This window comes from Annamia dubia NIES-4383 (genome assembly GCF_055394725.1).
Genome location: NZ_AP025630.1, coordinates 3385446 through 3409240, shown reverse-complemented (window position 1 = coordinate 3409240; position 23795 = coordinate 3385446). Strand labels below are relative to the sequence as shown.

17 protein-coding genes are annotated in these 23795 nt (G+C 32.1%); 5 read left to right on the top strand and 12 right to left on the bottom strand.

What is annotated here, in order from left to right; translation table 11 throughout:
* Positions 1 to 26: 26 nt before the first annotated feature.
* Positions 27 to 788, bottom strand: a complete 762-nt coding sequence (gene atpB, locus Anndu_RS15300; RefSeq protein ID WP_464102012.1) for a F0F1 ATP synthase subunit A — start codon at positions 786 to 788, stop codon at positions 27 to 29.
* A gap of 140 nt (positions 789 to 928) precedes the next feature.
* On the bottom strand, positions 929 to 1279 hold the full coding sequence (locus Anndu_RS15295; protein ID WP_464104123.1) for an ATP synthase subunit I: 351 nt from the start codon (positions 1277 to 1279) through the stop codon (positions 929 to 931).
* 396 nt (positions 1280 to 1675) lie between these two features.
* Here Anndu_RS15295 and Anndu_RS15290 point away from each other — a divergent pair, with 396 nt between their 5' ends.
* On the top strand, positions 1676 to 1900 hold the full coding sequence (locus Anndu_RS15290; protein ID WP_464102011.1) for a DUF29 family protein: 225 nt from the start codon (positions 1676 to 1678) through the stop codon (positions 1898 to 1900).
* Positions 1901 to 2097: 197 nt separating this feature from the next.
* Here the strand turns inward: Anndu_RS15290 and Anndu_RS15285 are convergent, their stop codons facing one another.
* Positions 2098 to 2403 carry a hypothetical protein gene (locus tag Anndu_RS15285; protein ID WP_464102010.1) on the bottom strand — a complete coding sequence of 102 codons (306 nt, stop codon included), beginning with the start codon at positions 2401 to 2403 and terminating at the stop codon, positions 2098 to 2100.
* Positions 2404 to 2535: 132 nt separating this feature from the next.
* Between Anndu_RS15285 and Anndu_RS15280 the strand changes: the two genes are divergently transcribed.
* The gene (locus Anndu_RS15280; protein ID WP_464102009.1) at positions 2536 to 3966 is read left to right on the top strand and encodes a protein kinase domain-containing protein; all 1431 of its coding nucleotides are present in this window, start codon (positions 2536 to 2538) and stop codon (positions 3964 to 3966) included.
* A gap of 166 nt (positions 3967 to 4132) precedes the next feature.
* Here Anndu_RS15280 and Anndu_RS15275 read toward each other — a convergent pair whose 3' ends face one another.
* The gene (locus Anndu_RS15275) at positions 4133 to 4930 is read right to left on the bottom strand and encodes a tetratricopeptide repeat protein (RefSeq protein ID WP_464102008.1); all 798 of its coding nucleotides are present in this window, start codon (positions 4928 to 4930) and stop codon (positions 4133 to 4135) included.
* A 58-nt stretch (positions 4931 to 4988) separates the two neighbouring features.
* Entirely contained in the window at positions 4989 to 6599 is a 1611-nt protein-coding gene (locus Anndu_RS15270; protein WP_464102007.1) for a DMT family transporter, read from the bottom strand.
* A gap of 220 nt (positions 6600 to 6819) precedes the next feature.
* On the opposite strand from Anndu_RS15270, the gene Anndu_RS15265 reads away from it, so the two are divergent.
* The 3 genes from Anndu_RS15265 to bchB all read left to right on the top strand — a co-directional run bounded on the left by Anndu_RS15265 (position 6820) and on the right by bchB (position 11583).
* Positions 6820 to 7734, top strand: a complete 915-nt coding sequence (locus tag Anndu_RS15265) for an NAD(P)-dependent oxidoreductase (RefSeq protein ID WP_464102006.1) — start codon at positions 6820 to 6822, stop codon at positions 7732 to 7734.
* 88 nt (positions 7735 to 7822) lie between these two features.
* Entirely contained in the window at positions 7823 to 9811 is a 1989-nt protein-coding gene (locus tag Anndu_RS15260; RefSeq protein ID WP_464102005.1) for an SUMF1/EgtB/PvdO family nonheme iron enzyme, read from the top strand.
* 245 nt (positions 9812 to 10056) lie between these two features.
* Positions 10057 to 11583 (top strand): ferredoxin:protochlorophyllide reductase (ATP-dependent) subunit B, encoded by a 1527-nt coding sequence (gene bchB, locus Anndu_RS15255; RefSeq protein WP_464102004.1) that lies wholly within the window; start codon positions 10057 to 10059, stop codon positions 11581 to 11583.
* A 41-nt stretch (positions 11584 to 11624) separates the two neighbouring features.
* On the opposite strand, the gene Anndu_RS15250 is transcribed toward bchB, so the two are convergent.
* The 7 genes from Anndu_RS15250 to recJ form a co-directional block, all read right to left on the bottom strand.
* On the bottom strand, positions 11625 to 11981 hold the full coding sequence (locus tag Anndu_RS15250; protein ID WP_464102003.1) for a hypothetical protein: 357 nt from the start codon (positions 11979 to 11981) through the stop codon (positions 11625 to 11627).
* A 208-nt stretch (positions 11982 to 12189) separates the two neighbouring features.
* Positions 12190 to 12918 carry a F0F1 ATP synthase subunit A gene (locus Anndu_RS15245; RefSeq protein ID WP_464102002.1) on the bottom strand — a complete coding sequence of 243 codons (729 nt, stop codon included), beginning with the start codon at positions 12916 to 12918 and terminating at the stop codon, positions 12190 to 12192.
* Positions 12919 to 12929: 11 nt separating this feature from the next.
* The gene (locus Anndu_RS15240) at positions 12930 to 13205 is read right to left on the bottom strand and encodes an N-ATPase subunit AtpR (RefSeq protein WP_464102001.1); all 276 of its coding nucleotides are present in this window, start codon (positions 13203 to 13205) and stop codon (positions 12930 to 12932) included.
* A gap of 45 nt (positions 13206 to 13250) precedes the next feature.
* Positions 13251 to 16355, bottom strand: coding sequence for a hybrid sensor histidine kinase/response regulator (locus Anndu_RS15235; RefSeq protein ID WP_464104122.1), 3105 nt, complete (start codon positions 16353 to 16355; stop codon positions 13251 to 13253).
* 2005 nt (positions 16356 to 18360) lie between these two features.
* Positions 18361 to 19479, bottom strand: coding sequence for an AAA-like domain-containing protein (locus Anndu_RS15230; RefSeq protein WP_464102000.1), 1119 nt, complete (start codon positions 19477 to 19479; stop codon positions 18361 to 18363).
* 245 nt (positions 19480 to 19724) lie between these two features.
* The gene (locus Anndu_RS15225) at positions 19725 to 21104 is read right to left on the bottom strand and encodes an AAA-like domain-containing protein (protein ID WP_464101999.1); all 1380 of its coding nucleotides are present in this window, start codon (positions 21102 to 21104) and stop codon (positions 19725 to 19727) included.
* 347 nt (positions 21105 to 21451) lie between these two features.
* The gene (gene recJ, locus Anndu_RS15220) at positions 21452 to 23788 is read right to left on the bottom strand and encodes a single-stranded-DNA-specific exonuclease RecJ (protein WP_464101998.1); all 2337 of its coding nucleotides are present in this window, start codon (positions 23786 to 23788) and stop codon (positions 21452 to 21454) included.
* Positions 23789 to 23795: the final 7 nt, after the last annotated feature.

Sequence of the window (23795 nt, the reverse complement as noted above, 5' to 3'; positions counted from 1 at the left end):
CTTTTTTTTTTAAGAACTAGAAATGATTAATGTTCATGTCCGTGTTCTTCGTCATGTCCCTCGATCGCCTCATGTATATAAGCACCGGCTAAGGTGGCAAATACTAACGCTTGGATCGCACTGGTGAATAAACCTAATGCCATCAAAGGTAAAGGCACAAATAAAGGAACAAGGAAAACCAACACAGCTACCACTAATTCATCCGCCAAGATATTACCAAAAAGACGGAAGCTTAGGGAAAGGGGCTTGGTGAAATCTTCTAAGATTTTAATTGGTAAAAGGACAGGAATAGGCTCAATATAGTTGGCGAAATATCCTAAACCTTTTTTGCGAAATCCGGCATAAAAATAAGCCAAGGATGTTAACAATGCAAGAGCCACAGTGGTGTTAATGTCATTCGTAGGAGCGGCTAACTCACTATTGGGAATTTCGATTAACTTCCAAGGTATTAAAGCCCCTGACCAGTTAGAAACGAAGATAAATAAGAACAATGTGCCGATAAAGGGCAACCAAGGTCTATATTCTTTTTCACCGAGTTGGTTTTTGGCGAGATCTCTCAGAAATTCCAAAACGTATTCCATTAAATTTTGGATACCTTGGGGAACTCTTTGAATATTTTTAGTAGCTAAAAATGAAGCAATTAGCAAAACGGCAATTACAAACCATGAAGTCATAAAAACTTGACCATGTACTGTAAAATTGCCAATTTTCCAGAGAAAATGTTTGCCCACTTCAAGAGAAGCTAGATGTAAAGAATTGAACACGCTCAACCCCTCTAAACTTTCCATTCGGTGACTTTTACCTAAAGATATTAAGAAAAAAATGTGGTTTTTCTTTAACTTAATTAAGATTTACCATTCCTTGTCAAACAAGCATCTTAGTTGTTTATTTTTAACAAATTAAAAGCTTGTTGTACGGGATATATTAATCATTTACTTTCAAATAAAGCAGTTTGAATAGTATAGATAATAATGGCAATTTTATAAGTCAGAAATCCAAAAAAGACGGGCAAAATATGAAGGTCTTGCACTTTAGATGCAATAATGATTAACCCTGCAAAAATAGCTAATCTTTTCCCATTAGAAATACCCGTTGCTTGTCCTAGTCGTTCCACATCACGGCCTAACAATTTTAGATAAACTAAACCAACTATTGCGCCTAAAAGATAATTTAAGGCTATATTGAGGGAGTAGGCTAACCAAACCGATAGAGTAATGAGGCCAGTAGCTACCAGAGTTATCACTAATAATTTATTTTGCAGATGATAAAACTCGTTCATTGAATTATCCTCAGCACCGTTTTGACTGTCATTATTGTGACTGTCATGGGGTGTTAGGGGCTGTTCAATGGGGTTTTCTGACTGATTCACGTTACTAGGCAATAAACTAATAAATAGTTAATTTGATATTTAATGATTTACCTGTGCTTTTTGAGAGAAAGTACGATTAGTAAACCATGAGACATCATATCATGTAATCGTCACAAAAATTAAAAAAGTCTAAAATGTTATTTTTGAGTGATTTTTTAGTAAATTTGAACTATATAAGATTAATTAATGTTACTCTATCCTGATACATCCTATCTTAGTTTTAATTATACCTACCTATTTAATGATTAATAAATCCCTGATTTTTTTGAGATTTAATAAAATTAAAATTGTTTTGAGGTAAAAATAATGACTGTAAAAACTAATTTAAAACAACTTTATGAAATTGATGATCAAGAATGGTTAAATGAAACTATTAATCTTTTAAAACAAAGAAGATTTAATGAATTAGATTTAGATAAAGTTTATCGAAAAACTTTAAAATATGTCACGAAAAAAACTAATTTTCAAGTTGATTTTCCTGAAGAATGTCCCTATAGCCTTGAACAATTATTAGATGAAAATTATCTTTAAAATTTTAAGTTTTTATATCTAAAATTTGTAGAGTTAAATAATTATTTCCCCCTACAATATTTTTAATTTAGATTAGGTAAATTAGGAATAGAAAAATTAGCAAAATTTTCTATAGAATAAGGACTATTAATTAAACGATTAACTAACTTTTGATCTAAAGTTAACAAGGGAGCATTGACTTTTTGAGAAAGAATAATTCATCTGTCTCTATCCTCTCTAATTAATTCTGTACTATCAAGCCATTGAATTGAGTTTTGATTTTCTCTTAATTTTCTTCTTTCTGCTATTTCAGCAAGAATTTTGGGAGTATTTTTAACTCTTTCTTCCCAAGTGGGATCATTATCAGGAGAAACCATAATTTTTAATGGAGTTTCTGTTTTTTCTAATGCTATTTTTAAAAGATTGATTGTTTGTTCATTAACGGAATTATTTTTTTGTTGAGCTAATTTTTCGATTTCTTGAAAAAGCTCATCGGGTAAATTTTCTAAAATTAATTTGGCCATAGTTACCTCTATTTTTATTTAGTTAATCTAATTTTATCATAATTTTTAGAAAATCCTCAACTTTTTTAGGTAAATCTAATTTATAATGTAAAAAATACTTTTGTTAAATATTTTAACTAAGGAGTTATCTTGATGAGTAAATGTTTTAATCCTGACTGCTTACATCAAAATCCAAATCATCATAATTTCTGTGAAAAATGCGGTCAAAAATTATTATTAACTGAGCGTTATCGAGGGCTTAAATATTTGGGGGAAGGTGGTTTTGGCCGTACTTTTATTGGTATTGATCAAAATCGCCGAAATAGTCATTGTGTGATTAAACAATTTTTACCTTTATCACAGGGCAGTAGTGCCTTACAAAAATGTATTGAATTATTTGAACAGGAAGCGGAATTATTAGAAAAGTTAGGTAAACATCCTCAAATTCCTGATTTATTGGCTTTCTTTGAACAGGATAGCAAATTATATTTAATTCAGGAATTTGTAGAGGGTGAAGATTTATTAAAAGAGTTACAAAGTAAGGGTAAATTTACAGAAGATGAGGTTAAAAAGTTTTTATTAGAGATGTTGCCAGTGTTAGATTTTATTCATAATAAAAATGTGATCCATGGTGATCTTAAACCGGAAAATATATTAAGAAGAAAGGCAAAATTAGACCCTTCAATTTATGGACAAATTAGCGATTTAGTATTAATAGATTTTGGGGTTTCTAAACAGGTTTCTGCTTCTATGATGACTAAAATGGGGACGGGTGTGGGTACAATTGGTTATACTGCTCCTGAACAAAATCGAGGTATTGCTAAACCGGCCAGTGATTTATATAGTTTAGCTGTTACTGCCATTAGATTATTAACGGGTGTGTTACCAGAAGAAAGAAATGGTAGCATGATTGATGAGATTTTTGATATAGATAATTTTAGTTGGAAATGGCAAGAATGGTTAACTAAAAATGGTTTATCTATTAATCATAATTTTGCTAATATTTTAGATAAGATGTTAGCAGATAAAATCAGCGATCGCTTTCAATCTGCCAAAGAGATTTTAGATATTTTAAAACCTACAAAAATCCTCCCTAAATCAAATTTATATTTAGCAATACCTCAAATAAACTTTGATAAACTAGAATACTTTTTAAAAGAAAAAGACTGGAGAAAAGCTGATAGAGAGACATCCTATTTAATGTTAGAAATATTAGATAAAAATAGTTGGTGGGAGGTCAAATCTGAACAATTGCTTAATTTTCCTCAAGAATATTTGCAAATTATTGATCAACTTTGGTTAAACCATAGCGATAATAAGTTTGGGTTTTCTATCCAAAAACAAATTTTGTTAGATTGTGGTGGAAGATTAAATAATTATGATTGGAAATTCTATGATAAATTTGCTCGTCAAGTTGGTTGGCGGAAAAATAGAGATTGGTTATCTTATGATCAGATAATTAATAATTCCCATCAACAGGGTTGTTTTCCGATATTTTTTGGAGGTTGTTTTTATGTTGTAGTTTTAAAATATCACAAAATGTTAGAAAAGTTATTAGGTTCTCTTTTATCTTGTCTCAAATGAGTTTAATTTCTAGGGTGGGAAATGTATGTAAATTGATATTGCGTATCAGAGATTAAAAAGCATTGCCCACCCTACAAAATAATAGATTCAAAAGTTAGGAGATTTTATTATTATTAAAGATTAGATAATTAAATTTAAGTAAAATCCCCGACTTTCTCAATAAAAGTTAGTTTGACTGTAAAAAATTCTCTAATTCTTGAACTAATTTTGGACTCCAACGGCGACTATTTTTGACCCAATTAAGATCTTTATATCTTTGATCTAAGCCCATGGCCGAAATCCAATTACTTTGAGCTTCTCCTTCTTTTCCATCTTGCCATAAAACGACTGTTAAAGCCGCCCTCATATCTGCAAACATGGGATAATCTTTGACTAGATTTTTCATTAAATAAATTGCTCTTTCTTCTTCTCCTATTTCATATAAAGCAATGGCTAAATTTCCTTCAGCAAATGCAAAATTAGAGTTAAGATCAATGGCTTTTTCATAATCTAAAATAGCTTCTTTCCAGTTGCCTTGTCCGGCTTTAGCGTTACCTCTGTTATTATAAGCATAAGCTTCTTTAGGATTAATTTCTAATACTTTATTATAATCGGCGATCGCTAAATCCCATTTTTCTTGACTTTCATAAGCAATACCTCGATTGAGATAGGGATCAACCGCATCGGGTACAATTTCGATCGCTGTATTAAAATCAGAAATTGCTTGATCAATTTGATTTAAACTTAATCTAATATTACCACGATTACTCCAGACGGCCGGATTTTTAGGAAATTGGTCAACTAATTGACTCCAAAGGCTTTCAGCTTTTTCTAAATCACCATTTTGGGTAGCATTGAAGGCTTCCAAAGCGATTTTTTCTCCCTGTTCAATTTGGCCTTGACTAGGATTAGTTTGCGCAAGGGCAGGATAATTAAAAAACAGTGAACAAATTAAAACAAATGTGATAATAATTGAACGCAACATAATTTATTAATTAATGATGAATAATTGATATTTAATAATGACCAATGATGGATGAAAATTATTTTTTTAAGATACTTTGTAAATTTAAAATAATAATTCCCATTGTAACTAATAATACGGCTAAAATTTGCAAGATCATTAAAGATTGTCCAATGAATAACCATCCTAATAAAGTGGTTAAAATTGGCCCGATCGAGGTGAGAGATGATGCACGATTAGAGCCGATTAATTTAAGTCCTAAATTATTAGCTAAGTAACCTAAAAGGGTTAAAATTCCTAAAAAGATACTACTAATTATAATATTATTCCATAAGTTAGATTCAACTGCAATTTTCCATGATGGTTGACTAAAAGAAATGATCAAACTAATTAGGGAAAATATTAACATTAGCGTAAAATTAATTAAACTGAAAGGTACGGGATCAATTTTTTTTGTCCAAATTTGTATAATCATTAAATGAATAGCAAAAGTTAAGCCAGAAAAAAGTGCTAAAATTGTACCTAAATTTGATAAGTTACTGCTTTGATCGAAGAAAATTAAGCCCAAACCTAAACTGGATAATAAGATACCTAAAATTTCAATTAAACTGGGTTTTTTTCTTAATAAAAGACCTGATAAAATACTTGTAATAAGCTGAAAAATAAAAAAGATTGTAATAGATATTCCGGCGGGTAATAAACTGAGGGAAATATAAATTGAAATGGTAGAAATAAAAAGAAAAAAACTGCTAAGACTAATCCATAAAAGTAAATTTTTGTTACTAATTGCGATTTTTAAATCTTGCAAAATATTAGGGGATAAAATTTTTGTAATCAAAAATAAAATAGGTAAAAAACTAACTATTCTTAAAGTAAAAATTAAAAAAGTATTGCCTAAATTTACGTCTAAATAACCTCCTGTTTCAAAAAAATTAAATAAAGATGATTGATTAAAAATAACTGTAATAACTATATTCTGAAAATAAAAGGCGAAAGCAGAACAAATCATTAAAATAAAGCCTAATCTTACATTGTAATTATTATTTAATGATAAAAAATTTAATAGGTTTAAAAATAAATTTTTAGGCTTAATTTCCTTTTCTTTATTAGTTGGTTGTGATAATGTTTGAACGGACTGGTTCATCATAGAGCTTGATGTATTGATCACGGCCGGAAGTAAATTTTCTTTTTGTAATTCTTCTTTTATTCTTAATAGTAAAGCGTCTAAAATATGTTCTCCCTGTTGTTCTAATGAGTACATTTGACTTAATTGTTGAGACATTAAACTCTGATAACTATTAAGATCTTGTTGAAGACTTTGAAAAATATTTCTGAGGGTAAAATCTAAAGATGTGATTAAATGTTCAACATTTAGGTTATAATTATTCAGAGCATTCAAACTAGATTGATCATTATTTAAGCCTTGTTGAGCTAATTGTTGTAAAATAATTTTTTGTAATTCTTGGGCGATCGCTGGGGCAATTTCTTGAGCTAAATTTTGTTGTTGTTGTAACTGTTGTTGACGATAATTTGCTAATTCTTGAACTTCGGCCACAAGGAGATTTTTTTGCTTTTGTAATTGCTCAATTTCTTGAGATAATTGAAGTAAAACGCTATTTTTTAAACTTTCTAATTGTTGATTAATCTCTTTGAGATGGTTTTGAGTTTCTTGCTGATCAGAATTATTCATAATTAATAAATTAACATTCCTCCTCGCCTTTTGATTTTATATTATTATTATATTGTACAAGAAAAAAGACAAGAGGTGATTATTAAAATTAAAGTAAATTTATAGAAATAATTATACAGGGTATTTCAACAATTGACAATTGACAGTTGACAATTCTTATTTATTATTGAAAATAATAAAAATTTTTTTGATTTTTGTGATTAAAATTGGAGTAATTAAAATGACGAAAACAGTCGCTTTTTTAGGTTTGGGAGTGATGGGCGCTCCCATGACAATTAATTTATTTAAGAGTGGTTTTTCCGTAATAGCATGGAATCGAACCAGCGATCGATCTGCTGTACAATTAGTCAAAGAAACTGGTATTAAAGTAGTTTCATCTATTGCCGAAGCAGTGAAAAATGCGGATTATATTTTTACTTGTGTGGGAGATGTGCCTGATATTGAAGAAGTAATTTTAGGAGATCATGGCATTATTAACTATGCGAAAAATAATAGTTTAATTGTTGATTTTAGTACCGTTGGTTCTGGAGCGGTTAAAAAGATTAATGAGCGTTTAAATCAAAATAATTTACGCTTTTTAGATGCTCCAATTTCAGGGGGAGATATTGGGGCTAAAAATGGCACTTTAACCATCATGGTGGGAGGAAATAAAACGGATTTTGAAGAAGTAAAACCACTGTTAGAAGCGATGGGAAAAAACATTTTTTATTGTGGTCAAATAGGGAGCGCACAGGCTGTCAAAATATGTAATCAGGCTCTTTGTTCTATCTATATGATCGCCTTATGTGAAGCCATCAAAATAGCAGAAATACAGGGTATTGATCCTAACTTAATGATCGAAGTTTGTAGCACGGGAGCAGGGGCTTCATGGGCTTTAACAAATTTAGCTCCAAAAATTGTTAAATCTGATTATGATCCCGGATTTATGATTAAACATATTTTAAAAGATTTAAGATTAGTTAAAGAAACCATTAGCACAACGGGAGAAAGTTTAGCAGGGGTAGAGTTAGCTAATAGTTTATTTGAAAAAGTAGCTCAGATGAATGGTTTAGAACAAGGTACTCAAGCCATGTTTCGAGCTTATCAAAATTCTTCTTTTATTAATCAAGAAAGTGGGGAAAATGAGGTTAACTAAATTAAATTGATAATTATTAAGTCAATTTTTGATACTTTAAGAATCTCATAAAGTACAATTAAAATAACGAATAACTAATGATAAACTTATGTCTCAATGTCTCAATCCTAGTTGTTTAAATGTTAATCCAAATAACAATAATTTTTGTTTAAAATGTGGTGCAAAATTATTATTAACTGATCGCTATCGTGCCATTAAAATTATAGGGCGAGGTGGCTTTGGGCGCACCTTTTTGGCGGTGGATGAGTTTAAACCATCTAAGCCTTTTTGTGTAATTAAACAATTTTTACCTGAAGATCAAGGCACAAATACAATTGTTAAAGCTTCGGAATTATTTGAAGAAGAAGCAAAACGCTTAGATGAGTTAGGAAAACATCCCCAAATACCAGAATTATTGGCTTATTTTATCACTGATAATCGTCAATATTTAATACAAGAATTTATTGATGGTCAAAATTTACAACAGGAGTTAGAAATTAACGGTATTTTTAATCAAGAACAGATTAAAGAATTGTTAATTAATATCTTAAATGTTTTAAAATTTGTCCATCAAAATCATGTTATTCATCGGGATATTAAACCGGAAAATATTATTTTGCGATCCCCCCTAACCCCCCTTCAAAAGGGGGGAATATCTCTACAAACTCCCCCCTTTTTAAGGGGGGCAGGGGGGGATCAAAATGCTCTTGTCTTAGTAGATTTTGGAGCGTCTAAAGTAGTACAAAATACCAAAATTTCCGCAGTGGGAACGGTGATCGGTACGGCTGAATATATAGCCACTGAACAGTTAGCAGGTAAAGCCAGATATGCTAGTGATCTCTATAGTTTGGGTGTAACTTGTATTCATTTATTAACTAATATTTCTCCTTTTGATTTATATGATACTTACGAGGGAGAATGGGTTTGGCGTGATTATTTAAACAATAATAAAGTTGATGATCATTTAGCAAAAATTATTGATAAATTAATCGAACCTAAACCTAAAGATCGTTATCACGATGTAGATCAAGTTTTAGCTGATTTAGGTATTAATCAAATATCAATTCAAACGCCCGTTATTCAACCTCCTTTTATTCCTAATAATCCTAATCTTTCTAACAATCAAAATCAGAAAAATCAAGCAATAAAACCTCAATTTTCAGGTTTACAAACCTTTAATTTTGAAACAGTAAAAGTGAGGTTAGAATATACCTCAGCATGGGGCAAAAAAACCGCTATTGTGAAACAGGAAAAATATAAGGGATCGGCTGAATTTTATCAAGAAAAATTACCTAATAATATCGGTTTAGAAATGGTTTATATTCAGGGAGGCTCGTTTATTATGGGATCACCACCTCAAGAGTTAGGGCGTAGAGATAACGAAACTCAGCATTTAGTCACATTACAGCCCTTTTTCCTTGGTAAATATCCCATCACTCAGGCACAGTGGAAAGCCGTAGCTAGTTTACCCAAAATAGCCATAGATCTTAATGCTGATCCCTCTAAGTTTAAAGGGAATGATCGCCCCGTTGAGCAGGTAAGTTGGGATCAGGCGATCGAGTTTTGTCAAAGACTGTCTCAATATACGGGGAAAATATACACCCTCCCCAGTGAGTCACAATGGGAATATGCTTGTCGTGCTACCCCCCTTACTAAGGGGGGCAAGGGGGGATCTGTCAGTGAGGGCGATCTGATCAAAGAATGGAATCAAAAATATCATCAACCCTTTTATTTCGGGGAAAATATCACCCCTGAGTTAGTTAACTGTGACGGCGAATATCCTTATGGTGATGCCCCTAAAGGGGAATCTCGGAAACAAACTACTAAAGTGGGACAATTTCCTCCTAATAATTTTGGTTTATATGATATGCACGGCAATGTTTGGGAATGGTGTTTAGATAATTATCAAAAAGATTATACTCAATGCCCTAAAGATGGTAGTGCTTATATCGATAATTCAGATTATAAAACTAAGATTCTACGGGGCGGTTCTTGGTACGTCAATCCTTATGGTTGCCGTTGTGCTTTCCGTTACATCATTAACCCGCGCGTCTACTACAACATCGGTTTTCGTGTTATCTCAATTGTTGAATATTAAGATTTATTAAGTAAAATAATACATTTTGTTAAATTTAAACAACTATTTTGTTGTTTAACTTTCAGGCTCAAAGCCTATCTATATCAAGATTTCATCAGTTAATAACATTTTATTACGTCTTTGAAAGGTGATTACAATTATTGGTAAATTAAAAATATTTGTTAGTCGTTACTCGTTTACTAAGAACAAAATAACTAATAACAAATAAGCCATTTCACTTAATATTAATAAGAGTAAAAATACCTATGAAACTTGCCTATTGGATGTACGCCGGCCCTGCTCATATCGGCACTTTACGCATTGCTAGTTCTTTTAAAAATGTTCACGCCATCATGCACGCACCGTTAGGAGATGACTATTTTAACGTGATGCGATCGATGTTGGAAAGGGAAAGAAATTTTACTCCAGTAACGGCCAGTGTGGTTGATCGTAATGTTTTGGCTAGGGGTTCTCAAGAAAAGGTGGTGGAAAATATCACCCGTAAAGATCACGAAGAACACCCCGATCTGATTATTTTAACCCCTACTTGCACCTCTAGCATTTTACAGGAAGATTTAGAAAATTTTGTCAACCGAGCGCAACTTGATGCTAAAGGGGATGTAATGTTAGCTGATGTTAACCATTATCGAGTTAATGAGTTACAAGCGGCCGATCGCACTTTACAACAGGTAGTTCAATTTTATATTGAAAAAGCCCGTAAAAAAGAGGATTTAGTAACTCAGAAAACAGATAAACCCTCAGTTAATATCATTGGTATTTCTACTCTTGGTTTTCATAACCACCATGACTGCACCGAGTTGAAAAGAATGATGGCGGATCTGGGTATTGAGGTTAATGTGGTGATACCGGAGGGAGCGTCAGTGCATCAGTTGAAAAACTTACCCCAAGCATGGTTTAACCTTGTGCCTTATCGGGAGTTAGGCTTAATGAGCGCCCAATATTTGGAAAAAGAATTTGGCCAGCCTTATGTGGATATAACCCCGATGGGAGTAGTGGAAACAGCCCGTTGCATCCGTAAAATTCAACAGATCCTTAATGGCCAAGGTGCGAATGTGGACTATGAAAAATATATTGAGGAACAAACCCTCTATGTGTCTCAGGCCGCATGGTTTTCCCGTTCGATCGACTGTCAAAATTTAACGGGTAAAAAGGCCGTGGTTTTTGGGGATAATACCCACGCCGCCGCCATGACTAAAATTTTAGCGCGTGAAATGGGTATTCATGTGGTGTTAGCTGGTACATATTGCAAATATGACGCTGACTGGTTTAAAAAAGAGGTTAGTGAGTATTGTGACGAAGTTTTAATTAGTGATGATAATGGCCAGATCGCCGATGCGATCGCTAAAATTGAACCGGCCGCTATTTTTGGCACACAAATGGAGCGTCATGTGGGCAAACGCTTAAATATTCCTTGCGGAGTGATCGCTTCCCCGATCCATATTCAAAATTTTCCCATCGGTTATAAACCTTTCTGCGGTTATGAGGGTACAAATCAAATCGCCGATTTAGTGTATAATTCCTTTACTTTAGGCATGGAAGATCATCTTTTAGAGATATTTGGCGGCCATGATACTAAAGAGGTTATTACGAAAGGAATATCCGCCGAAGGTGAGTTAAATTGGACAAAAGAAGCCCAAAGCGAATTAAATAAAGTCCCCGGTTTTGTGCGCACTAAAGTTAAACGCAATACGGAAAAATTCGCCCGTGAAAGGGGTTTAACGGAAATTTCCTTAGAGGTAATGTATGCGGCTAAAGAGGCCGTTGGAGCTTAAGTGATCGATCGCCCCCCATTTCGGGGGGTAAGGGAAAAAAATTATTGATATAAATAATGACCAATAGACTCACCAAAATAATCATAACCATTATTAATTAAATCAAGATCATTAGGGTATTCTACTGTCACATTTACCGATTGATAACCGTCTTCCCATGAAGTATCATATTCAACCGTAATATAATCATAATCTGTCCAAATAATATCACATTCTCCAAGCTCTAATTCATGTTCAAAATCAGTTTCATCGGTATAAAAAGTAACATGACTTTCTTGTGTTTCATTACAAATTTGATACCATTTATTCCCATAACCAAATTCATCAGCTAAGGCCGCTCCCATATTTAGAGTGAATACAACGGCCGCTACTATGACAGTTGTTAATTTAGATAACATAATTAAACACTCCTATTGTAGAAAAATTATTAAAAAAATATTAATTTTTTCCGGTAAATTTTTAGTTCAAATTAATCTTTTTTTCCACAAAAACTAATTGTAAAAAATTTTTAAGTTTTATTTTAATTTATCTATCTTAATTTTAACTAGATTATTGTAATTTGTCAAGAGTTTAATGATGAACAAATATTACAAGAATAGTTAATTTTTAATCTAGATCTAAATCGTTATTTTTAGGTTGATTTTGTTGATTATTTTGTTTAGTTTCCATAGCACTAGCAATAAAAACTAAGGTTAAAATAGCAAAAATATAAGCTTGAATTACTCCGGTTAATAAACCAAATAATTGCATAATTGTAGGAACAAAAATGGGGGTTAAAGCGATTAATAAACCCACAATCATTGTGCCACTTAACATATTGCCAAATAACCGCATCGCTAGGGCTAAAGTGCGAGAAAATTCGGAAATAATATTAAGGGGTAACATCAAAAAATTAGGTTCTAAATATTGTTTAAAATAATTGAAAAAACCTTGAGCTTTAATTCCATATAAAGGAATAGCAATTAACACACAAAAAGCTAAGGCCGAAGTGGTAGATAATGAAGCGGTAGGAGGGCGAAATAAAGGCTCAGGAATGATACTTAAAATATTAGAAAAAGCAATAAATAAAAAAATTGTACCGATAAAAGCGATTAAAGATTGAGGTGATTTTCCACAAAGATCTTTGATTTGTTGGGCAATAGCTAAAACAATGATTTCTAAAAAATTTTGTCCATCGGATAAACCCTTAGAAGCAGACAATTTACGAGTAATATACCATGAACTAATGGTAATAATTGCCATCACAAGCCAAGTAAAAATTAAAGTGGCATTAATTTTAATAAAATTCCATTGCCAAAAGATAACTTGATCGGGTAATTGTAATTGATAGGACATAATTTTTAAGATTATTGATCAATTAAGATTGATTTTTGAGAAACAATTTTAATCGAAATAAATCTAATCAATAAAAAACCAATTAAACAAGGAAAAATATTAAATGTATTGGCTCTCAATAGAAAGTAAAATACTATTAATATAATGATTAATCGCACCAGAAAACTAATAATTAACCATAAATAAGGTTTAGAGATTTTAGTTACTTGTTTAACGGTTAACCATAAACCTGCAAAATAAAAAATCCCTGTGATCATTGCGATCGCAAATGCAAAGAATATAGACATAAAAATATTGTTATTAGTCATTGCGTACTGGGTACTGTTCACTGTTTACGGTTCAACCGTTTCCTCCTCAATGTTAAAAAGCATTTCACCTTTATAGAGACGCTCGGCCGCATCTAATAAAACTTCCTCCATATAAGGCTTGACAAAATAACCCCTTGCCCCCCTTTGTGCCGCAATATTTTTCATTTTTTGCGCACCACGGGAAGTTAACATGGCTACAGGTAATTTAGATAAACGCTCATCTTGTTGTAACCGAGAAAGCAGGTCTAAGCCGTTTAAACGTGGCATTTCAATATCACAGAAGGCCAGATCTATATCAAGATTATCGTTTAATTTTTGCCATGCGTCCTCACCATCTTTAGCTTGTTCAACTAAATATCCGGCATTTTTGAAAGTCATAGATAACAGTTCGCGCACCGTTACTGAGTCATCAATAATTAAGACTTTTGGTTTTTCTTTAACGCTACTTTGTAAGATCGCATGATGAACAATGGGCAATTCTGTTTCCTGAGCTTTTGGTGCTTCGGAGACAGTAACAGGTTTAACTTTTGGTTTAGGTTTACGGGTACTATGAGCCAGTAAAACCTCCCCATCCATCATTTTTTGCGCCCCGTCTAATAAAACTTCTTCTAAATAGGGTTTGGTGAAATAACCACTCGCACCGAGTTCGGCCGCAATTTTACGATGTTTTTCCGCACCACGAGAAGTTAACATGGCCACGGGAATTTCTTTTAAATTTTCATCATTGTTAATATTAGAAAGTAACTCTAAACCGTCCATTTGTGGCATTTCCACGTCACAGAAGATAATATCACAGGGTAAGCCGGAAATGAGTTTTTCCCATGCTTCTAAGCCGTTTTTCGCCTGTGCCACTTGATAACCAGCTTTATTAAAACTGATTGATAATAGTTCTCTAACGGTGATCGAGTCATCCACAATTAACACAATGGGTTGAGATTTTGCTTCCTCGATCGGTCTAACTTCACTATCTTTGAATAAATTACCACCCGCTTCTTTGCGTAAATTACCCTCAGAAATATCTATTAATTCCAAAACATCGGCGATCGGCATAATACGCCCATCCCCTAACACAGTCGCCCCCGCAATACCGGGGGGTTTGGGGATCGGGCCTTGAATTTGTTTAATTACGATTTCTTGTTCCCCTAAGACCTGATCCACTTGTACCGCAAGGAGTTTACCCGCACTACGCAAAATTACAATCGAAATAGTCTCACTGGCTTGTTTTCCATAAACGGAACTTCTACTGATTTGACGATTATAGGAGAGAAATTCCGATAAAGCTTGGAATGGTAAATAGGTATCACGCCAGAGGACAAATTTTTGCCCCTGTGGGTTAGTTTGGATCTCATTGGGTAAATAATCCTGCATATCTTCCACCCCATCCATCGGAAAGGCGATCCGAGCGTGATCACTTAAACAGCATAAAGCTTTACTAATACTTAAAGTTAACGGTAGACGAATAATAAAGGTTGTACCTTGACCAACTTTTGATTCAATGGACACAGATCCTCGAATCTCATTTAAACTGGTACGCACCACGTCTAAACCTACTCCCCTTCCTGCTAATTCTCCCACTTTGTCCGCCGTACTGAAACCTGCATTAAACAGAAAATCATAAATTTCCGATTTACTCAGTTTGGCCGCTTCTTGAGGGGTGATTAATTTTTTCTCGATCGCTTTGGCTTTGACTTTGGCCGCATTAATACCTGCCCCATCATCGGAAACACTGATCAAGGTTTGATTCCCCTGTACAAAAGCCCTAACCGTAATTGTTCCTTCCGACTCTTTTCCTAAGGTTTTTCTTTCTTCAGGGGATTCAATCCCGTGAGTCATGGCATTATTAATTAAGTGAGTCATGGGATCATGGAGGTGTTCTTGAATCATTTTATCAATCAAAACCTCCCGCCCTTCAATGATTAATTTTGCCTCTTTTTTCAATTTACGTTTAATGCGGAATAGCCCCGTGGAGAAGCGTTCAGCCGTATGGGAAAAAGGCAACATTCGAGTTTTAGTTAAGCCTTCACTCATTTGGGTAGAAACTTGACGTAAAGTGCGCGCCACTTGATCGGTTTCATCTATTAAAAATTGAATATCAGATGCCGACTCCCGCACTCTGACAATTAATTCCAACATTTCAGCCGAAAGTAAATGGAAGCCCGTAAAACGATCCATCTCTAAGGGATCATAATCTTGATCATTACTATTGACTGAGCTACCAAAGGAGGAATAGTTATGGCGTACCCCTTGACGAGCGGCCAAGAGGGAACTTTCTAACAGCGATCGCTCATAAAGATCCTGCATTCTCCCACCCACATCATTCAAATTTTGCACCTGTTCGAGTAACTTATCTAAACTGAGGCGTAATTTTTCTTGATCCTGTTCTAAACTGTTACGATTAACAACTAATTCCCCCATTAAATTATTTAAACTATCTAATTGTTTAACCGGAACTTTCATTGTTTGTTCAAAAACATTTGTTTTTTTCGGTTGATTAGTTTGACGTTGGGGGGCATTAGTTTTACCCCCCACAATATCAGGATCTAATAATGCCTCTAGATCTCCAAACTCATCATCTTCTCTAACGATGGGTTTTTTCTCCACTGGTTTAGGTTCGGTTACAATCATCGGTTGAATAGATGTTTTTGTCACAGGTTTAACCTTAACTTCAGTCTTAATAGAAACCGCAGTTTCTTGATCTGATTTAACTTTTTGTTCTTGAACTTTATCCCTTTGAGCAGGAGTATTAATCACATTCATTAACTCCTCAAAATTAATCCCATCAAGATTAAATTGATTATTTGCACATTGATCTAATAAGTCTTCAAGTTCGCTAAAATTATCATAAAATTCAAGATGTAAAGAAATTAATCCATTAATTAAATATTCAAGATGTTTCACCTCTCCATTTAATTCCATTGGCTCAAAAATGGGAGGCTGTTCTAATAAAAATTCTAAATCACTTAGATCATCATATAATTCAAATAATGGATAGGAAAATTTGGTTTTTGAATCTTCTAATAAACTTTCTAATTCATCTATATTTTGATTAGTAATTTGATGATTTGATGAGTCAGATTTTGCTAAATTTAACCGATCTAATTGATTTGTTTGTGCTAAGTTATCCTCAATTAAATCATGAGCCAAATTAGCTTCTAATATCTTACTAAATTTATCTAAATCAGATATTTCTGAATAAACTTCACCACCTTGATCTAATTGATCTAATTCATCTTGGAGTTGATATTCTTCTAAAAATTCTCCCTCTAAAAAATTATTAAACAGATCACTATTATCTTTGATTTGTGATGGTGATAATTCAGATGTTTCTAAACTTAAACTATTTGCTAAAAGTTGACTCAATTCGTCAAGTTCTTTATTGTCTTGATCTTGACTATCAATGTCTACTTGTTCATCTAAAAATTCCGCCTCACTAAAATTATTAAAAAACTGCTGATCTAGTTCTTTTTGCTCCACATTAAAACTAACTTTTGATTCTTTAACATCGTTTAAACTTTCCTCTAAAAGTTGACTTAATTCATCAATTTGTGATAGCCCCAAATTATCTTCATCTAAACCATGATTAGTGGTATTTTTTGAAGTAAAACTTTCCGTTAATAAATCATCTAAATCTAGTAAAGGTTCAACTTTTTGTTCTTGATTTGATTTGAAAGCATGGGCGGCGATCGTTTGATTTAAAAGCTCACTTAATTCATCAATTTCAGAAGAATTATTCCCATTAATTAACGATTCTTCTAATTGATATTCAGCTAAAAAATCCTCCTCAATAAAATTATTAATTCGATCTAAATTATTAGAAACTTGATGCACATTTCCCTGTTTATTATGTTTAACTCCTAAAGATAAACTTGATTCTAATAGTTCACTCAATTCATCCACACCATTGGCTTCAAAATCAGTAACAACATTATCTTCAACTTGATATTGTGCTAAAAAATCTTCCTCCAAAAATTGATTTAATTCATCATCATCATTATCATCACCATTTAATGATTGATTTTGATTAATTTGATGATCGATCACATTTTTATTCGCCCTTTTATTTTCTTCTTCTAAAGCAAATTCAGTTTGTAAAAATTGACTAAAAGAAGGCTCATCGGCCGTCTTCAAAGAATGATAATTCGATTGACTTTGAGATGATTGTTCAGGTTGATTTTCTTTATTTTTCTTACCAAGCTCCGTCCCTTTTTCCACATAAAAAGGAGTTGATTGAATAATCGTTTGTTCATCATCAAAACCAAAATTTTCTCCGAATAATTGACTCAATTCATTATTAGCCTGATTGCTCTTTTCATCTTCTAACGGGAAAATAATCGTTTCTTTTTCTAATGATTCATCAAAGTCAAAATCTTCGCCAAATAGATCAAATAGATCCTGATCAGCTTTGGATGAATTTTGAGGAATAGAATTTTTATTTGTCACAGCTTGAACCTCCTGATTTTGATTGTCTGAAACATTCAGATTCTTTTTAACTTTTTGATCAAATAAATTTGATAATTCTAAGTCTGATTCTGTTTGTTCAGATTGATATTTATTTAATTTTTGTTGATCATAAATTTGTTCTATTTTAGGACTAATTTTAAGATTTTTCCTTTGCCCATTTGCAATTAATTTAGCCGAATGTTGAATTTGATTAATAATTAAACCAACTGTATTTTTATAATCATCATTACTTTGAGAAATGACTTGATTAATAACAGTTAAAAGCTCAACCCACGCCGGAAAATTGCTTATTTTCCCTAATTCTAATAAATCTTGACAATGTTGTTCTAAAGCAACACAGTATTGATTAAATTGGGGATTATTATGGTCACAATCAGATGATAAATGACGATAAATTTCCAGCATTTGTTTTAGTTTTTGCTGAACTTGTTGATTAAAATTGACCTGAGAAGGGGCGTTTCTCATTATTAAAAATAAAAATTTATAATTAAAAATTAATGTTAGTTCTAGGGATTCTGTTTTTAGGGTAACATATCTATCTACTTTTTTGCTGAATTTATGTAAAGTTTACTTAAGATTGGATCATCTAGGCCGAAAAACATCTGTAGAGGTTAACGGCCGGCGATCCCTTCTTAAGCCTTTTCCACCTCTGCTAAAGGTGAGGGCTAATCATTTAAACCGAGTTTGTTTGATGAATAAATAATTTTTCTTGTAACCATTGATCATTAAAAATTGTTTGACAAATTCGATTATTAATATAGAAAAAATCAGTTTTTCTCATTACTAAACCAGATAAACATAAATCAATATGATCGGGATTGAGCATAAATTTAACGGGCTGGCCTTGTAAAATTTTTTGATAAAGTTTTAAGGTAGAGTTGAAATTTTTAAAATTTAAAATTCGATCTCTAATTGTTTTTAAATATTCCGGTTCGTCTTGAATTTCCCAGTTTTGAATCACTTTATCATAAATAAATTGATTAAGCCAAGCAGAGCTAATATATTGATTAAATTGATTTTGTTCTTGACAATAATCTCCTAATAATTTACAAATTTTTTGGGTTAAAAAAGGTTGGCCGCCCGTCCATTCTAAAATATGATTTAAAGTTTCTTTTGGATTGGCAATAATCTCACTTAAACCTAATAATAAAGGTTCGATTTCTTCCAATCTAAAATTAGTTAAAAAGATATGTCTACTAATAATAAAAGGTTCTTCATTTAACTTTTTAGATAATTCTAAAAAATTGCCCGTTCCTAAAATTGTAAAATTAAGTTTTTTATATCTTGGATCACTGTTTCTGCGCTCATAACATTGACTTATAAATAAGAAAAATTCTTTATAATTAAAATTATAATTTAAAATACTATCTATTTCATCTATGAAAATAATAATTGGTTTTTTGATGTGTTCTAACATCACTGATTCAAAAAAATAAACTAATTTTTCCATAGATGAAAAATGCTTATATTCTCGCCACCATTCACCAATAGAAAGGTTAATTTTTAAGCCTTTAACTAATAATCCCAAAAAAGAAGCATAAAATTGTTCACAGGATAATTTTTGTGTTCCTATTAATCCTAAATCTATGGGAATGCAATCAATATTATCTTTTTTTAAACGTGCCATTGTGTGAATTTTTAAACTACTTTTTCCCGTTTGTCTGGCATTTAAAACATAACAAAATTCACCTTCTAATAAGGCTTGATAATATTCATCATCAGCTTTTCTTTTAACGTAACTGGGGGCATCTTTTGCAAGACTTCCCCCTACTTGATAAAATGGATTTTTCATAAATTTTAAACTTTAATAATTAAATATTAATCATTTATTTTTTATTTTTTAGTTTGAAATTGTTAAATATTTTAATTTTTTTATATTTTAATTTAATCTAACTTATTAGTTATCAACTTATTATACCATTTGCATAAAGTAACTTCAGACTGAGGCTTAATAGAATAGTTTATTCATAAAGATTTCAGGGGTTTAACGATGTAACTACTAAATGTAAATGGTATTACTTTCCCTCTGGGACAATTTTATTCTAACGCATTCCTAAAATATTGGCGATATAATTCACAACGAGGAATAGCATAATTTTTATTAAGGGTAATTAACCCCAGACTATCTAGTTTAAAAGCCTCTTGAGACGATAATTTGATCGCATCTTTTGAGGTGACTATTTGATAGTATAATTTGCTCAAATGAGGAGAACTAATTAAATAATTAAAATAAAAAGTTAAATGTTTTTGATAAATTCCCTGAACACTTGAAGCCTCATTTAACATTTGATCTGCATCTAATTTATCTTGGGTAAGATGATAGAAAAAAATGCGAATTAAATAGGGATTTCCTCCTACTAAATCAATTAATTTTTGCCAATTCTTTTTCTTAATTTTTTCTAAAACCGTAGTTCCACAAAGCCAAATTAATTCTTCAACTTCTTCCAATGTAAAATTAGGTAATTTAATAGATAAACCAACATTAAACGGCGAACTATTCCAATTGAGAGGAAAATAAGATTCTGTTGAATGAACAATGATAAAACTGATTTTTTGCCAATTTTCATTTTCTAAATCTCCTAATTTTACTTTCTCAAACCATGCCCTTAATAAAGTTAGAAAATCTTTAGCCACATTGTGATGTTCAAATATTAAATCTACATCATCTAAACCTAATATAATCGGTTGTTTAATTTCCGGTAAAATATACTGTTCAAAATAGTTAGTTGCATTATAATTTGCTCCAAAAATATCATCCCAAATATAATTAATTTGATGGGGTATATTTAATTTTTGACTAATCACTGCACAAAACCATTTAACAAATGAATTAGAATCAGTTAATTGATCCTGAGACACTAATTTAAAGCTTAAAGAAATGGTTTTAAATCCCTGATGTTGAGCAAAGTTTAATATTCGAGTTAAAAGAGAACTTTTACCCGTTTTTTGGGGTGATTTGAGGCGAATTAACGGTTCTTTTTGCACAATTGCATCATAACATCTTACCTCCAACCAAGGTCTTTGAATATACAAAATTGATGTTAAGGGAATAATGCCATCTGGGTACTTTAATTCTTCTGGGCAGTCAAAACCATACTTAGGTTGATATAAATTTGTGAGATCAGTTGTATAAAAATTTGTGTGTTCTTTGATTAGTTTTGTGAGATCAATTTCACTTAAAATCTCACAAACATTACTTTTTTTTATTTCCTGACCCAAAGCATCAGATAATCGTTTTAGAATACTCGAGCCTAAAACTCTAATATAATCATGGGTATAACCTAAATTTTGTGCGATTGTTTGGTAGGTTTTGTCTTCTAAACATTCCCTCAAAACTTTTTCTTCAACAGAGTTTAAAGGCTGATTTCTTAATAGGCGATTAACCAAAATTATCGTATCTTCGAGTTCCATATCCATGAAAATTAATTCATTTCAAATATAACAATAATGATTTTGTAAAATAAAGCATGATGCAAAAAACATCACTTCTCTATCACAGACAAATAACTGAATTTTCGTTATTCTAATCAAAAGGTAAAGAAATTTATTTTTGATTCAATGCTCTTATTAAGGCTTTGTTTTCTTACTAAGAAAAAATGTTAATTTTGTCTTGATTTGATGACCAATTTATGTTTTTTTATGCTCTTATTAAGTTAAGTCAAATCTCTTTGGTTTTCAAGATTAAATTAATATTAGATCATAGTTTTATCTGAAAACATTGCCTTTTTTGATTTTTTATTTGATGATAACATCTTTTTTTGTTCTCATCCACACTCATAATAAAGGATATTTTGGTAAGTTGTCAAGGGTATTTGACTAAAATATTGATGTTTAAATTGTTCTTCTTTGACTAATGCCATAAACTGATCCACGATAAAATCCTCAGATAATGGGGGTTTTGGGTGGCTAGTAATGGTTACAGAATTAAGTTGGCGCTGAGTGTGAAAACCTGCTTTTTCAAGGGCTAATAAGCCAATATTTAAACTGCGATCGCTCAAATTTAATTTTTCTTTAATTTTTTCGGGGGTAGTTTGCGCCCCTGTGCGACTCAAATATTTAGCAATGCCAATTAATTTTTGCCAGATCATTTCAGGAGTTTCAAAGTTAGTTATTTGATAGGCTAAAGTTAGGGGTTGATCTAATTGTTTAGCCCGTTGATAATTCTGTCTAATTTCATTCCAACTCAAAGGCGATTTATTAATAACAATTCCTGCTAATTGTTCAGGCTCAATTTTTTCTTGAAGACGATAATCAATAATATTATTTTTAGCTTTAAATTGAAGATAATCTTGATCAATAAAACTTGATATTTTTAAATCAATAATACTAATTTCATATCTTTTATTATAAGGGTTAAAATCTAATTCTGCAATAACATCATATTTTTGATTAAGGCTAATTTCATCTTGATAATGCCCCCACCAAACCCCATCAAACCCTTTAGAAGTGCTTTGATCCCAAATTTTAAAAAATGTTCTAATATATTTAACTTTTCTTCCTTTTAAGTCTTGAATATTTTGATTACTTAGCTCAGTAAACCAACAATTTTTGATTAATAATTTAGGTTTTGGATTTCCCATCCCACAGGGTTCAAGTAATTTCAATTCTTTAAATAAATCTTGTCCTAATTCAGCTACATTAACGATTAAATCTGCGGTAATAGTAGGTTTTAAAGCTGAAATATTTAACTGATAACTTTGTTTAAGATGTTGATTAATTCCCTCTTTAAATAACTCTAAATTTTCTAAAGGTAAACTCAAACCAGCCGCAAAAGGATGCCCCCCAAAACGGTGTAATAAATGAGCTTGGGAGTTAACTAAATCATATAAATTAATACTTTGAATAGATCTAGCCGAGCCTTTCGCTAAATTATCCCCATTTTCACCCTCGGTATAGGAGAGTAAAACCGTTGGCCGCGCGTATTCTTGGGCGATCTGCCCCGCCACTAAACCTAAAACCCCCCCTTGCCATTGGGGATCCGCTAATACAATCACACTGGTAGTAGATAAATCTAATAATTCTATTTTATTTTTCACATCTTTAAGCATATTTTGTTGTAGTTCTTTTCTTCTACTATTGGCTAACTCTGTATTTTCTGCCAATTCCTCACATATTTTAATGTCTTGACTGGTTAATAATTCAACCCCGAAATGACCATCACCGTGGATCCGACTGACGGCGTTAATTCTAGGCCCAATGCCAAAAGAAATATCAGTCGGGCGATCGCCATTCCCTTTACAATATTTTAATAGTTTGGCCACCCCCGGCCGAGTCACAGTTAAGGAATTATTCTGTTTTTGTAACTGTTTCAGCCCTTGTTGAGCCAAATAACGACAATCTCCCTCTAAGGATACCAGATCCGCAATTAAACCGATGGCCACTAAATCTAATAAATTTTCTAAAGGTTGTTGGGGAATGTCAGGAAAGCTTAAATATAAAGCTTCCACTAACTTATAAGCTACCGCTACCCCTGAAAGATGAAACAGAGGATGATGGGAGGCAAAATAACGAGGATTAAGAATTGAGGTAACTGAGGGGCGATCATCAGGTAAAGTATGATGATCGGTAATAATAAGATCAATCCCTAAATTTTGAGCTAATTCTATTTCTTGAAAATTAGTGCTTCCGGTGTCACAAGTAACAATTAAACTAACATTTTGTTGCTTTAATTTATGAATACCCATCTCATTTAAACCATGAGATTCTGTTAACCGATTAGGGATATAATAGATTAAAGTTTCTTGTTGTTTAAAAAATTGTCCTAACCCATCCCATAATAAACTGGTAGATGTAATTCCATCCGCATCAAAATCTCCCCAAATAGCAACTTTTTCCCCTTTATTTCTAGCAATTGAAAGACGATTGATCGCCATTTTCATTTCTTGGCCAAACTCAAAGGGTGAAACGGGTTGATATTGATCTGGATCGAGAAAACCTGCTATTTTTTTTTGCTCAATTATGCCCCTTTGTTGTAATAATTGAGCAATATATTTACCTTGACAATGAGCTAAGTTAAATTTTTGAAGATAGGGTTTAATTTCCCTTAATAATTCTTCAGAAATTGCTATATTTTCGAGAATTTGCCATTGAGTTTCAAGCATATTTGTT